At 50.7% G+C, this 13,662-nt stretch carries 12 protein-coding genes, 1 pseudogene and 1 other annotated feature; of the genes and pseudogenes, 4 read left to right on the forward strand and 9 right to left on the reverse strand.

The features are described from left to right. Positions 1-54: 54 nt before the first annotated feature. From XI25_RS14500 to XI25_RS14520, 4 genes are all read left to right on the forward strand, one after another. Positions 55-1,005: an ABC transporter ATP-binding protein gene (locus XI25_RS14500; RefSeq protein ID WP_046679220.1), complete on the forward strand. Its 951-nt coding sequence runs from the start codon at positions 55-57 to the stop codon at positions 1,003-1,005. A 1-nt stretch (position 1,006) separates the two neighbouring features. After that, positions 1,007-1,747, forward strand: coding sequence for an ABC transporter permease (locus XI25_RS14505; RefSeq protein ID WP_046679221.1), 741 nt, complete (start codon positions 1,007-1,009; stop codon positions 1,745-1,747). A gap of 222 nt (positions 1,748-1,969) precedes the next feature. Beyond that, positions 1,970-2,235, forward strand: a binding site (T-box leader). 78 nt (positions 2,236-2,313) lie between these two features. Continuing rightward, positions 2,314-3,990 carry a 2-isopropylmalate synthase gene (leuA, locus tag XI25_RS14515; RefSeq protein WP_046679223.1) on the forward strand — a complete coding sequence of 559 codons (1,677 nt, stop codon included), beginning with the start codon at positions 2,314-2,316 and terminating at the stop codon, positions 3,988-3,990. 71 nt (positions 3,991-4,061) lie between these two features. Further along, positions 4,062-4,673 carry a DUF4304 domain-containing protein gene (locus tag XI25_RS14520; protein WP_046679224.1) on the forward strand — a complete coding sequence of 204 codons (612 nt, stop codon included), beginning with the start codon at positions 4,062-4,064 and terminating at the stop codon, positions 4,671-4,673. A gap of 229 nt (positions 4,674-4,902) precedes the next feature. Here the strand turns inward: XI25_RS14520 and XI25_RS34675 are convergent, their stop codons facing one another. From XI25_RS34675 to deoD, 9 genes and pseudogenes are all read right to left on the reverse strand, one after another. Beyond that, positions 4,903-6,075 carry a family 16 glycosylhydrolase gene (locus XI25_RS34675; RefSeq protein WP_235439886.1) on the reverse strand — a complete coding sequence of 391 codons (1,173 nt, stop codon included), beginning with the start codon at positions 6,073-6,075 and terminating at the stop codon, positions 4,903-4,905. Beyond that, on the reverse strand, positions 6,072-7,535 hold the full coding sequence (locus XI25_RS34680) for a glycoside hydrolase family 16 protein (RefSeq protein WP_235439887.1): 1,464 nt from the start codon (positions 7,533-7,535) through the stop codon (positions 6,072-6,074). The genes XI25_RS34675 and XI25_RS34680 overlap by 4 nt, the downstream gene beginning before the upstream one ends. A 256-nt stretch (positions 7,536-7,791) precedes the next feature. Further along, positions 7,792-8,727, reverse strand: a complete 936-nt coding sequence (locus tag XI25_RS14530) for a nucleoside hydrolase (RefSeq protein WP_046679225.1) — start codon at positions 8,725-8,727, stop codon at positions 7,792-7,794. 27 nt (positions 8,728-8,754) lie between these two features. Next, positions 8,755-9,708 carry a nucleoside hydrolase gene (locus XI25_RS14535; RefSeq protein ID WP_046679226.1) on the reverse strand — a complete coding sequence of 318 codons (954 nt, stop codon included), beginning with the start codon at positions 9,706-9,708 and terminating at the stop codon, positions 8,755-8,757. Positions 9,709-9,730: 22 nt separating this feature from the next. After that, on the reverse strand, positions 9,731-10,537 hold the full coding sequence (locus XI25_RS14540) for an energy-coupling factor ABC transporter ATP-binding protein (RefSeq protein ID WP_046679227.1): 807 nt from the start codon (positions 10,535-10,537) through the stop codon (positions 9,731-9,733). Further along, complete coding sequence (locus XI25_RS14545; protein WP_046679228.1) at positions 10,534-11,394, reverse strand: energy-coupling factor ABC transporter ATP-binding protein; 861 nt, start codon at positions 11,392-11,394, stop codon at positions 10,534-10,536. The genes XI25_RS14540 and XI25_RS14545 overlap by 4 nt, the downstream gene beginning before the upstream one ends. Then, complete coding sequence (locus XI25_RS14550; RefSeq protein WP_082112370.1) at positions 11,391-12,140, reverse strand: energy-coupling factor transporter transmembrane component T; 750 nt, start codon at positions 12,138-12,140, stop codon at positions 11,391-11,393. Before XI25_RS14550 ends, XI25_RS14545 begins: the two co-directional genes overlap by 4 nt. 44 nt (positions 12,141-12,184) lie before the next feature. Beyond that, positions 12,185-12,784: an ECF transporter S component gene (locus XI25_RS14555; protein WP_082112371.1), complete on the reverse strand. Its 600-nt coding sequence runs from the start codon at positions 12,782-12,784 to the stop codon at positions 12,185-12,187. Positions 12,785-12,824: 40 nt separating this feature from the next. Then, a pseudogene (gene deoD, locus XI25_RS14560) lies at positions 12,825-13,534 on the reverse strand (purine-nucleoside phosphorylase). Between the last annotated feature and the right edge of the window lie 128 nt (positions 13,535-13,662).

A 13,662-nucleotide genomic window follows, 5' to 3' on the forward strand; every position in this document is an offset into this window, starting at 1 on the left:
TTTATATACAGGTTAGGGGGAAGGCTGCACGAATACAGTGAGGAGTGGGACATTATGAAAACGGTACTATCGGTACAACACCTTACGAAAGAAATTAAGGGCAAGATGATTGTGCAAGACATATCGTTTAATGTGGCAGAGGGTGAAATTGTTGGATTGCTCGGCCCGAACGGAGCGGGCAAGACAACCACGATGAAAATGATGGTTGGTCTAAGCAAAATAAGTGCCGGGAACGTCCAGATTGCGGGTTATAGCATTAAGACTCAGCTTTCTAAAGCGCTCCCCCATCTGGGAGCAGTGATTGAAGCGCCTGCATTTTACCCTTATTTGAGTGGGTACGAAAATTTGCGTCAATATCAGCGGTTGCACAGGAATGGGCGTAAAGATTGGCTGAGGGAGATCGCGGGTCTGGTCGGGATAGAACACGCGCTTAAGCAGAGAGTAGGCACGTATTCCTTGGGAATGAAGCAGCGTCTGGGGATTGCACAAGCGTTATTGCGGAAGCCAAAGGTGCTAGTGTTGGATGAGCCGATGAACGGTCTCGATCCTGCCGGAGTGCGTGAAACACGGAACTATTTAAATCGAATCGCGGCAGATTTGTCCGTGGCGATTGTGATCTCCAGTCATCAACTGTCTGAAATCGAGCAGATGGCCCGCCGAGTGGTCATTATACAGCATGGCCGCTTGGTGACAGAACAGCGTATTGGCGAAGGGATAAGTGAGGACAACTTCTGTATCACTCTCCATATTAATAACATTGAGCGCACAAGCGAAGTTGTGGCCGACTTGTATGGGCATGATCCTCATATGTTGGAACATAAGCAGACGGAGAAATTATCTAACGGCCTACACAGCATCACAGTAGCTATCGATGAAGATCAAGTTCCGCAGTTGATTCGAGCGTTGTGTGTTGCGGGGGTTGAAGTTCATCGGGTGTTGCCGGCACATACGAGTTTGGAGGATAAGTTTTTAGAATGGACAACTACGCGTGGTGAGGTGAGTTGAGTTGATCCGGAATGAATGTTTGAAGATGGTGAACAAGAGAATCTTTATCCTTGCGTACCTTGGCCTTATTGGAGTAACAATAATATTGTCTTGGTCATACATCAATAGTCTCAAGACTGAGGTTACGTCGGCTCAAATGCTAGAGGCTTTGATTAGCATGATGGGGTTACTTGTTATTACACCTTGGGCGATTGTCTCGTCACCTCTGATTTGGACGGATGAATATCAGTACGGTACACTGAAACAATTGTTTCTCCATACGTCTTCGCGCATACGGTTGTACAGTGCCAAAATTGCTGCAATGATCTTGCAAATCGTTACGAGTGTCGGTTGTATATTCATCGTTGCTTTGTTATCGAATCTTTTGATGGCTCCGCAAAACATGCAGTGGGGCGACATGACGGTCGTTTTATACTCTTCCGGAGCACTCGTATTGCAATGTTGTCTATATGCAAGTCTAGCATCTTTGATTGGCGTGTGGACGAGATCCGCTGCTTTCGGGGTAGGTGGCAGCTTAGCGGTATACTTTATTCAGTTGATGTTTGGCAGCAGTCTCATATCCACATCATGGACGCATATTCTATTCATTCATCATGATGATTTAAGCCTTTATTGGAATACTCCGGAATATAAATCTGAATTGCCTGGCTTACCTATGTCGCTGGCGATAGATATCGCCTATATATTGTTTTTCTTTGCGGTTGGATTAAGGTTATTCGTCAAAGAGAGAGGAGCAGAATAAATATAATACGGAGCTGCGAATGAGCACCAGATCGGACTCACTCGCGAATTCGACCTTCTGCGGATCAAGATTTCCAGTTTTTCTTACCGTCTCCTTGTCCCCCCATTCTTTAATGAAAAAATAGTGTTGCCAATAAATTCGGATGAATACATTTCTTTAATATGTGAAAGATCAGATTTCACTTGACATCAAACGTATTGGTGATATACATTGTTTCTAATATTTAAAACGTTGAAAAGGAATAGTACGGTTTTCCAAGCGAACAGAGAGCTGTTGAATGGTGCGAAACAGCCGTGGAGAGAATCGGAACTCGCCTTGGAGTTGCTCGCTGAACCCGTAAAGTAGGTGGAGCCGGAGCCTGACCGTTATCTTCAGGAGGATACAAGGTTTATCCGTTTTTGGAAACCCTGTATCCGTAGAGTGCATGCCAACGACGGCATGAATTCGGAGTGGTACCGCGTAAGATGTCAAAGTCTTTCGTCTCCTGATCGTGGAGATGAAAGGCTTTTTTTGTTCATCCGATCAATGCCAATAAGCACAGGAAATCGATGAAAGGAAGGATATCCATGAAAAATGTTGAGAAGTACGCCAGAGGATATTTTATGCCGCCGGAGACCAGCTTGAGCTGGACCCAAAAGGAATATATTACAGAGGCGCCGATTTGGTGCAGCGTCGACCTTCGCGACGGGAATCAGGCATTAATCGTTCCGATGAATCTGGAGGAAAAGCTGGAATACTTCAAATTGCTTGTGGAGATCGGGTTCAAGGAGATCGAAGTCGGATTTCCCGCGGCTTCGGAGACCGAATTCACCTTTTTGCGCACATTGATCGAGCAGGATTTGATCCCGGACGACGTCACGATCCAAGTGTTGACCCAATCGAGAGAGCATATTATCCGCAAAACGTTCGAATCGCTCAAGGGCGCGAAAAAAGCCGTGGTCCATTTGTACAACTCGACATCCGTGGCACAGCGGGAACAGGTATTCCGCAAGTCCAAGGAAGAGATTATCGACATCGCCGTGAGCGGCGCCAAGCTGTTGAAGGAATGCGCATCGGTGACGGAAGGGAACTTTCAGTTCCAGTACTCGCCGGAGAGCTTTACCGGTACGGAGATCGATTTTGCGCTGGACATCTGCAACAGCGTGCTGGACGTATGGCAGCCGACGGCGGAGAATCCGGTCATCATCAACCTGCCTGCAACGGTCTCCATGTCGATGCCTCACGTCTACGCCAGCCAGATCGAGTATATGAGCGAGCACCTGAACTTCCGGGAGCACGTGATTTTATCGGTCCATCCGCACAACGACAGGGGAACAGGCGTGGCGGATGCGGAGCTGGGGATGCTGGCCGGAGCCCAGCGCGTCGAAGGCACTTTGTTTGGGAACGGGGAAAGAACGGGGAACGTCGACATTGTGACGCTGGCGCTGAACATGTACTCGCATGGGGTAGACCCGAAGCTGAATTTTGAGAACATCCCTGCGATCATCTCCGTTTATGAGCGACTGACCAAAATGAGAGTAAGCGAGAGACATCCGTACGGAGGCGAGCTGGTATTCACCGCTTTCTCCGGTTCGCATCAGGATGCCATTGCGAAAGGAATGACATGGCGCGAGGAAAAGGAACCCCGGCATTGGTCGGTCCCTTATCTGCTGATTGATCCCAAGGACATCGGCAGGGAGTATGAAGGCGATATTATCCGCATTAACAGCCAATCCGGCAAAGGCGGGATCGGATACGTGCTGCAGCTGAAGTATGGACTCGATCTCCCGGCGAAAATGCGCGAAAACTTCGGATACTTCGTTAAAAACGTATCGGATCAGCAGCAGAAGGAACTGATGCCCGATGAAATATACGATATTTTCTTGAAGGAATATGTGAATATTAAAACACCTGTCGAGTTTGTCAAATACCGTATGACAGACAATGACGATTTTGAAACCATCGTTGTTTTGCGGACGGCGGACGGGGTCAAGGAAATTACAGGTACGGGGAACGGAAGGCTTGATTCAATCAGCAATGCACTGCAAGCCTATCTTGGATTAGAATACAGCGATCTGGTCTATAAGGAGCACGCGTTGGAAATAGGCTCTAAATCGCAAGCGGTCTCTTATATCGGGATCACGGCCTTAGACAACAGCGTATATTGGGGTTGCGGCATTGACGTTGATATTATGACCTCGTCTGTAAAAGCTCTGTTTAGTGCTGTAAATCAAATGAGCCGCAATATTAAAGATAACAATTAATTCCACCGCGTTGCAGAAGGGCGGCTGTTAATGCAAGCCGTATGGAAGCGAGTCCTTATCTAGGAGGGATCATGTTGCAGCAGATCTTTAACGATACGATTAAGCAGGACGTAAAGCCGTTCCTTTCCAAGCGTGGCTTCGCAAAGAAGGGTTTGAATTTCTATAAGACAACAGAAAACCTCATCTACATGTTCAATTTCCAAAAGTCCTCTGGCAATTCAGCGGACAATGTCATGTTTTATGTGAACTGCGGTATTTATGCAGCGGAGTTGGCACGGATACAATCGAGAGAGATTCTGGCAGCACCCCAAGAATCGGAGTGTCACTTCAGAGCAAGAATTGGGGAAATTGCCGAGACTGTTCCAGATCGATTTTCAATCACTCCTGATACGAATATGGATGATTTAAGAAAAACGCTGCTTAGTGGATTGGAAGAGGTTATTCATTTCTATGATACTATGACCAGCGCCAGATCCCTTGTGGATTATTACACTTCAGGTCCATTTTTACATCTGGGCGAAGAGAGCTTTCATTTGCTATTGCAATCCAATGATGCAGCAGCGGCTACACATTATTTGAAGGCTTTGCAGGAAAAGTACGGAACAGAAAAGCGATGGACCATATTCGAAAATAAATACGAGGCCATCTTTAATAAATATGGAGTGGAATTTGATAAGCTATAAGCCAGCATTTTTCGTCGATAGACCGGTTAAGCTGAGTGTACCGTAAAGAACGGCAAGCTTTTGCTGTGGAACCGTCTCAAAAAGGGTGCGTAGGTGTTAGAGTGAACTCATTTTCATAAATTCAGGGCCCTCTCATGTTTGAGAGGGCCCTGAATTATTATTACTCTATCAACCCCGAAGCAGGACTGGTTTTTCCAGCATCAATATGGTCTGATTGGGAGTACAGCTTTTACTCCGCCGTTCCTTGGGTTGACCCATGGATATAGGTGAGCCAAGGGGTATCCAGTGCTCCTTGCCCCGGGTTATAGGTAAAGAAGTACTCGACGGTATCGCCATGCTTCAAGTTATTGACAGGATAGGTATAGTTGCCGTTCCCCGTGGGGGTCATGGCGACGTTCAGCTGCACGCCGTTGTTGATCTTATAGTGTAAATCGGCAAAGGTGGCGCCGTTAACATAGAACAGCAAATCATCGCCAATTTTCTTCAGGCCTTTCACCTCATCGCCGATGACGATCACGGTAGAAGACGCCGGCACAACGGTGATGGTGGAGCTAGCTGTTTTATTGCCGTCAGCGGTTGTCGCCGTGACGGTTGTCGTGCCCGGAGCGAGCCCGGTTACGAGACCGCTCGAACTCACGGAAGCGATGCCGCCGCCCGCAACGGACCAGGTGACCTGCTTATTCGTTGCATTGGACGGTGCCACATTGGCGTTTAACTGTACATTTTGCCCGACTTCCACCTGTGCCGTGGTTGGATTCACCGTTACGCCGGTAACCGGCACATTTCCGGGATTCTGGCTGCCGCCTTCCCCTTCTTTATATACACGCACATAGTCTACCTGCATCGTTGCAGGGATATCGGACGGATCCGGGGTCCGGCCGCCGTCAAAGTTCCCGCCGATCGCCAGGTTCATAATGAGGTAGAACGGCTGATCGAACGGGGCGTTCGGATTGTTCGGCGCCGCTGCGGAATACCATTGATCCCGGGTCGCTTTAAAGAAGAACTTGCCGTCCACATACCATTTAATGTTGTCCCCTTCCCAGACGACCGAATAGACATGATAGTCATTGGCAAAGGTTTGCCCTTCCGGGAAGTGATATTCGCCGGAAAGATGACGGTTCGTCGGCCATTGCCCGCCGAAGTGTACGGCGCCGCTCGTCGCCCCAGGCAAGCGTCCTCGTGCTTCCATCACATCGATTTCACCGGAGGATGCCCATGTTCCATACACATTATCCTGCGGAAGCATCCAGAGCGCAGGCCAGATGCCGTTGCCTGTAGGCAGCTTGGCACGGAAGTCCACTCTACCGTACTTGAGGGAAAAATGATCCTTGGTGTTGATTTTCCCGGAGGAGTATTGTGCATACCGATTTGGATCCTGCGGGAAGGATTTTGGCTCGTTCAAGGCCTGATGTTTAGCTTTCCGTCCTGTAGAAAAATATTTTGTGCACTGTCGGTATAGTGCTGCAGTTCCGCATTGCCCCAACCCCAGGTATTGGGATCGTCATTGAGATAATAACCTGTTTCATAGTTCCATTTGCTGCGATCAAGCGCGGTTCCGGCAAATTCATCCTGCCAGATGAGATTCATGCCTTGAATGGTTGGGTCGCTTGGCGTTCCGATCGGAATATCTTCCTGATCGGTAACATCCGGACGGGGAGCATCGGGATTGCCGATCAAGGTATAGTTGATGAAATTGCTGCCGACGCTTCCGCCCGTCTGCCCGTTTAGCGGATAGCCGATACGGATCTGCATATCCTCCTGGATGGGCTGGAACCACAGGCCATAAATATGGTCGGCCCAATATCCCCACTGATTGGCATCGGACTTATTGTTGTAACCGTTCGCGGAGTATACAAATCCGCTCTGACTGGAATTATCCAAATCCACCCATTGCCCGTTGATGTTAATCTGGTACACAAAATTGCCAAGCTCCTTGGCTATTGGCGCCCCCCCATCAATTTTGGGCAGCGGTATGCCGATAGCGCCGCTCGCATCGGCTGTAAAAGTCGTTCCTTCATAAGGCGTAAGAACATATGAATTTCTTACGGGCTCATTAAAGGTGATGGTATAGACGACGTTAGCCGAAGAGGTTTTCGATTCTAATTTGACGTTGATCGACTCCGTGACGTTAAACCAGTACCCGCCTCCTCCGTCGGTGAATTGGCCGAAGTTTTGATCATAGATCCAGCCGCTGGACGCATTGTTGTCAATATCGGTCCATTTGCTGCTGTTTACAGGTTTAACATACACCTTCAAATCATCCGCTACGGCTTCATAGGTTATGGCCGGATCATTGTTGAAAATAGGATAGGTGAAGCCTGCACCGCCTGTAAAACCTGCTGTAATCTCTGGCCCTTGCGTAGGTGTCATCGCCGTGATGGTTGTTTTGTTGATGTTTTGGAATTTAAGCGTATATTCAAGCGTGACCCTATTCGCTTTGGAGTATAGCTGAATCTCGGTCGTTGCGGAGAGGGTGAACCAATAGCCGGTAAAGCCGCCGTCGTTCCAGTGACCCCAGTTCCGGTTATAGACAAAGCTGCCGACACTGTCGATATCGATCCATTTGCCATCTACTTTTACATTTACGCCCAAGTCTTGGGCAACGTCATTCCAGGTGGCAGAGCCCCCGTTGAATATAGGCATGACAAAACCGTAGCTGGCCTGGCCAACTCCTGATTTTGTGATGACCGGTCCGTCTGCTGCCGAAAAGTAAGACATCGAGGTAATGGTGGCTCCAGCTTCTTCAGCTGCCTGAACCTTTGATGTCGGCCATAGGACGATGCTAGCCAGCAGCACGATCGCCAAGAACAAGCTCAGTCCCTTGTGCCTTAACGGCCTTTCCGTAGAGTGAGATCGCTTCATAATACCCTCCCTTAATGATAGATGGATTCTTCCAGCGCATGCGCACACTGGAAAACGCTTACACCGGTGAGCATCTTCATTCTATCGAAGATCATCATCCGATGAACAGGCACCATTTTTTTGGTTGGGTCCCATTATTTCGGGTTATTGGGATGCCCCATTTTCGATGCCTCGCGGATGCATACCGGGACCGGCCCGCTTTTGCGTCAATCAAAAAGGAGCGAACGCACCCGGCGCTCACTCCTTATGGTGTAGCTTATCTCATCAATGTCTCCATAAAATGCTCATGGAACCGCTTGGCGTCGACGCCGATGCAGACGTTGACGTTCGGCCGGTCGGTACAACGCGGACGCAGATCGGCGATGGTTCTGCCATAGGAGTGGATGCCTTCCAGATCGACCTGGAGCACCATTGGCTGAACTTCGACCAGGCTCGGGTCGATCGCCACGGCTACCGCCAGCGGATCATGCAGGGCACAGCTTGTCCGGTCGCCATAGGCTTCCCGGTAGCCTCCGATGTAGTAGGAAGCAATGTCGGCCAAAAAGCGGGTCAGGTCCGAATCCAGATCTCTCCAGCGCTGGATATCCTCCAGACTGAGCTCGGTCTGCATGGTCACATCCAGTCCGACCAGCGTAATCGGAGCTCCCGATTGGAAGATGAGCTGGGCCGCCTCCGGATCGGAGTACACATTCGCTTCCGCATGCATTCGGCGGTTGCCCGCCACGCCAACGGCTCCGCCCATCACGATAATCTGACGGACCAGCGACGATATTTCCGGCGCCTGCAGAATGGCCGCAGCCAGATTGGTCAACGGGCCGACGCAGATGAGCGTTACCTGCTTCGGATATCGCCGGATCTGATCCACCATAAAGGCCGCGGCGGACGTTGAGACCGGCTTGGCTGCAGGATCGGGGAATGCCAAGTTGCCGAGCCCATTCTCGCCATGAAACTGGACGGGATACGACTTCATCGAGGGATGAAACAAGGGGGCGGCTTCCCCCATGGCGACTGGAACCCCGGAAACGCCAAGCCGTTCCAATACATGGAGCGTATTTCGTGTCGCATGCTCCACCGGTACGTTTCCGAAGCAAGTCGTTATTCCAAGGATATCGAGAGCCGAAGACCGGACAGCATAGGCAATCGCCAGCGCATCGTCAACGCCCGTATCCACATCCAATACGATTCGGTGCATCAATCGTACTCCTCCTTCCTCTGACGGTTATGATAGCACCGTGCGAATGTAATGCTGCAGGAATGCCTCTTCACGGACCTGCATGCAGACAGAGGCATTGGTCCGTGACTGCGGGCGTCTGAAGTCGACCAGCGTTGCTCCGGAAGATAACGGCCCCTTTGTTTCAACATAGACGTAATAATCCTCCATCTCCACAAGGGAAGCATCCTCGACGACAGCTAGCGCCAGCGGATCATGCATTAGCCGGTATTTGCCCTCGTTCAAGCGGTCGCTTGCCTCAAAGCTGAATGTGAATATATGATGCATGAATGCTCTTAGTTCTGCCTGTTCATCCGTGAAGCCGTCCATGAGCTGTTGATAATGAGCCTCGCCGAATTTTGCCTTCCCGGTCACGTCCAGGCCTACCATCGTAATCGGAATCCCGGACTCGAACACCCGGTGCGCCGCTTCGGGATCGCCGTGGATGTTGGCCTCGGACACGGGCGTGATATTGCCCGGCACCTTGATGGCCCCTCCCATCAGCACCAGCTTGGCTTTCTGCGCGATCGACGGGTCTTTGGCGAGCGCCACCGCCAAATTGGTCAGCCTGCCGGTGAAGACCAGCGTAATGTCATGCGCCTGTTCCCGCATCTTCCGCACGATGAAATCAGATGCCCTCTCGTTCACCGGCGATTGGCGCGCCTCCGGCAGTTCATATCCGGCCAGGCCGTTGGCTCCATGAATGGCGGTTACGTTCTCCCGGCGGGGGCGAAACAAAGGGGCATCCGCTCCCATGGCAACGGGAATGTCGTACCGGGGCCGAGCCAATTCGAGCACCTGGAGCGTATTCTTCGTCGCCTGCTTCACGTCCACATTGCCGAATACCGTTGTAATGCCTTCTATATGCAGCTTATCGGACTTCACGGCAAAGATGAGCGCCAGGGCATCATCCACGCCGGTATCCACATCCAAGAGGATGTGTTTAACCTGCTCCTGCTCCATATCGTTGTCACTCCCTTATTCCTCACTTAAGCTTGGCAAGCTCGTCTGCAAGCTCCGGTATCGCCAGAATGTTATGGCCGATATCCAGGGAGTGGCTGAGCCTGCTGATATGCGGCTGCTTCAGCATCGCCTGCTCCAGCACATCCAGATTCCAGAAGATGGTTCGCTTGTCGTCATCCGCAATAACCTGACGGTTCGCCATGACGATGACCCGCTGGAAGTTGTTCACGACAAATTCCATATCATGCGTGATGGTGATGATGGTTTTTCCTTCCTGGTTTAAAGCCTCGATCAGATGGGCGAGCCGCGCCATGGCCGGAAGATCCTGACCTGCCGTCGGCTCATCCAGAATGATAACGCTGGAATCCATCGCAATGACGGAGGCAATCGTTACGAATTTACGCATGGAATAGGGCAGGTTGTACGGATTGTCCTTAAGAAACGGAACGACGCCTGCCAGTTCTGCCGCCTTCATGACGTTCGCTTTGACCTGTTCTTCCGGCAGGCCCAGCTTGCGAGGTCCGAATTCAATCTCGCTGTACACATCGTTATGAAAAATCTGGTCGTCTGGGTTCTGGAATACATAGCCCACCTTTCTTGATATTTGGGCGGTGGTATAATCCCGTGTATTCCAGCCGTCGATGACGACATCCCCCTCGGAGGGCTTGAGCAGCCCGTTCATCATCTTGACGGTGGTCGTTTTACCCGCCCCGTTCTGGCCGACAATGGCAACGGATTCGCCCTTTCGGAAGGACATGTTGACGCCGTCCACCGCTTTGTAGCCGTTTGGGTAGGCGAAGGAAACATTCGTCAAAGTCAGAAAGCTCATGCGTTAACCCCCTTCTTCATCCATGTCTTCACGGCATCAATGGCTTCTTTTTCGGTTAACGGGATGCTGCCAAGATCCATTCCCCGTTTGCGCATGTCCAGGCCGAACAGCGAATATTGGGGAAGTGCAGCTCCGAATGCCAGGGCACGCTCATCGGTGAGAATCTCCTTTGAGCTGCCTCGCATGGCCACTTCACCCTCGTTCAGCAGGATGACATCGTCGGCATATTCGGCAATCAGCTCGATTTTGTGCTCGACGAGAATAATGGTTTTTCCCTTATTCTTCATCAGCTCGATAATCTTGAACACTTCTTCCGTTCCCTTCGGATCAAGCTGCGAGGTCGGCTCGTCAATCACCAGCACATCTGGCTCCATGACGATGATGGAAGCGAGCGCAACCCGCTGCTTCTGGCCGCCGGAGAGCTCGAACGGGTTTTTCTCCCGCAAATAATCGATCTCCAGCATTTTGATGACCTGATCCACCTTCTCCCGGATAAGTACGGGCTCCATGCCCAGATTTTCAAGGCCGAATGCAATCTCTTCAAACACGTTATCCTTCACGCCGCTGATCTGCGTAAAAGGATTCTGGAACACATAGCCGATTTTTTGGGAGAGCTCGCCCATTTCCCATTCGCGGATATCCTTGCCTTCGATCAGCACCTCGCCGCGCAGATCTCCCTTATAGAAGTGGGGGATAAACCCGCGGATGACATTGCACAGGGTCGTTTTTCCGCCTCCGTTGGCTCCGATCAGCGCATACAGCTTGCCTCTTTCGATCGTTACATTCACGTTCTTGAGTGCATCGGACTCGCTGATCGGATATTGGTAGGATAGATTCTTGATCGTAATGATACTCATAGCGCAACTCTCCAGACGATTAAGATAGCAAGCAGTACGACCAGCAGAATTCGAACCAGCCGGTCATGCTTTGTTTTCTCCAGTTTGTAGATGCTGCTTTTTTTGACGTTGGCCGAGAAGGCTCTCGACTCCAGCGTCAATACCCGTTCCTCTGTGCTTGCCACGGATCCGAGGATGAGCGGACTAAGGGTCGGCAGGAAGGCCTTCATGCGGACAAGCAGCTTGCCTTCGGTTTCAACGCCTCTTGTTTTTTGGGCGTCCATGATGACGTGGGTCAGTTTTTTCATCTCCGGAATGAGCTGCAAGGTGGACAAGATGACATAGGTTACTTTGGACGGCAGGCCGACCTGTTCCAGGGAATGGACCAAATCCTTGACCTTGGTGATGCGGAAGAACAGAATGAAGGCCGATGCTACCGCGACGATTTTGGATGTCAGAAACAGGGCGAACTCAAGTCCTTCCCGCTTGATGGAGAAGATGCTCCAGCTCCACAGAATGTCGTTGCCGGGATAGAAGAAGCTCTGCAGGATAAAGATGAACACAACGATCATCAGCAGAGCCTTGATCGCCAGATTGGAAAACTCCTTAAAGCTGCCGGCGAAGTAGGCCAGCACCATGCAAATCGGCAGAACGGCGTAGCTGAACCCGTAGCCGGGCACGATAAATGCGGCCAAACATAGAGCGATGGTAATCATAAACTTGGTTGTTGGATAAAGACGGCTTAACATAGCCTGTTCGTTATTCACAAGAACCCCCTCCTTTTGGAAGCGCATCCATTACTGGCTGCACGTCATTTCTTTTTGATGAAAATCGCGCCGTAGTTCAGCTTGGACAAGTATCTCGGGGACATCTTCATCACGATGACAAAGGCAATGACGTTGCTGATGATTTTGTCGACGCTTTCCACCAGGATTTTGGTTGAGAATACCGCCGTCCAGATCTGCTGACCGGAGGCCAGGAATGTAGCAACCACGGCATCCGAAGAGTTGCCGGTCGCTCCGCCGAACATCAGCACCTGGATCGGAGAGGCCACGATCAGCACGGTCAGTACGACGGCGAATGAAGACAAGACCACTTTCCACAGCTTCGTATACATGCCTCTCATGGAGAGCAGGCCGACCACCAGACCGACGGCCATTTGTACGGGCGTAAATGCGAACGAGACCGGATTCGTTATGCCCACGACGAGATTGGTGCTCGCTCCCGTAACCATGCCGACCCAAGGACCGCCGATCATGGCCGTCAGAATCGTCCCGATGGTGTTCAGGTAAATCGGCAGCTTGAGCAGCAGTATAATTTGCGCACCGACAAAGTTGATGGCGATACCGATCGGGATCAACAAAATGGCCAACAACGAAAAATCATATTTTAATCCGCGTTTGATTCCCATTGATTATTCCCCCTAGAGCATAGTTTGTTTTCAGCAATCCCTATTCGTCAGCCAAGATGGTATGGAGCGCGACCTCGACCATGTCGTGGAAAGACTTCTCGCTGTCTTGATGGGACGAGCGTTCATTGTTCAGCAGATGACTGCCTACTGTTAAAATGGATAGGGCCCGTACGCCGTATTTAGCAGCCAGCGTGTACAGGGCGGCACTTTCCATCTCGACCGCGAGCACGCCGAAATCCATAAATTTATGAAGGCGATCCAAAGTTTCTCTATAGAATTCATCGGAATTATAAATATTGCCGACAAAGACATTGACTTGCTTCTCCTGAGCCAGTTGATGGGCTTTGCTTAACATGCCGTAATCGGCGTCGGCGCGTAATTGCAGCCATAAAATATTTTTTCCATCAGATTGCTGTCAGAAGATACGGCTTGGGCCAGTACGATGTCGCGGACTTGAAGCTTTTTTTGCATGGCGCCGCATGTACCGATGCGGATCAGCTTTTTGACCCCGTAATCCTGAATCAGCTCTGTGGCATAAATACTCATGGTCGGGTTGCCCATTCCTGTGCCTTGGACAGAAACCGGGACCCCTTTATAAAGGCCGGTGTACCCATACATGCCTCTCACTTCGTTGTAACAATACAGCTCCTCCAAAAAGTGCTCTGCTACAAACTTCGCCCGCAGCGGATCGCCGGGCAGCAGCACGCGTTCTGCGATGTCTCCCTGTTTTGCTCCCAAATGTATACTCATCTTGCTCCTCCTGCCTACTGGCCTCCCTCTTGAGAAAGCGCTTTATTAACTGTCTGCCTTCATCATAGTAAGAATCAGAGGGATAACCAAGACCAGAATGTTACGGAGCTTAACGGAAAAATGCAACC

This window comes from Paenibacillus sp. DMB20 (assembly GCF_000987955.1).
Taxonomy (GTDB): Bacteria; Bacillota; Bacilli; order Paenibacillales; family Paenibacillaceae; genus Paenibacillus_AQ.

Bases quoted from the DNA above. Each gene is read 5' to 3' on its own strand.
- XI25_RS34680 (WP_235439887.1), bottom strand. From the start codon at position 7,535: ATGAAGCGATCTCACTCTACGGAAAGGCCGTTAAGGCACAAGGGACTG.
- XI25_RS14500 (WP_046679220.1), top strand. From the start codon at position 55: ATGAAAACGGTACTATCGGTACAACACCTTACGAAAGAAATTAAGGGC.
- XI25_RS14530 (WP_046679225.1), bottom strand. From the start codon at position 8,727: ATGCACCGAATCGTATTGGATGTGGATACGGGCGTTGACGATGCGCTG.
- XI25_RS14535 (WP_046679226.1), bottom strand. From the start codon at position 9,708: ATGGAGCAGGAGCAGGTTAAACACATCCTCTTGGATGTGGATACCGGC.
- XI25_RS14540 (WP_046679227.1), bottom strand. From the start codon at position 10,537: ATGAGCTTTCTGACTTTGACGAATGTTTCCTTCGCCTACCCAAACGGC.
- XI25_RS14555 (WP_082112371.1), bottom strand. From the start codon at position 12,784: ATGGGAATCAAACGCGGATTAAAATATGATTTTTCGTTGTTGGCCATT.
- XI25_RS14520 (WP_046679224.1), top strand. From the start codon at position 4,062: ATGTTGCAGCAGATCTTTAACGATACGATTAAGCAGGACGTAAAGCCG.
- leuA (WP_046679223.1), top strand. From the start codon at position 2,314: ATGAAAAATGTTGAGAAGTACGCCAGAGGATATTTTATGCCGCCGGAG.
- XI25_RS14545 (WP_046679228.1), bottom strand. From the start codon at position 11,394: ATGAGTATCATTACGATCAAGAATCTATCCTACCAATATCCGATCAGC.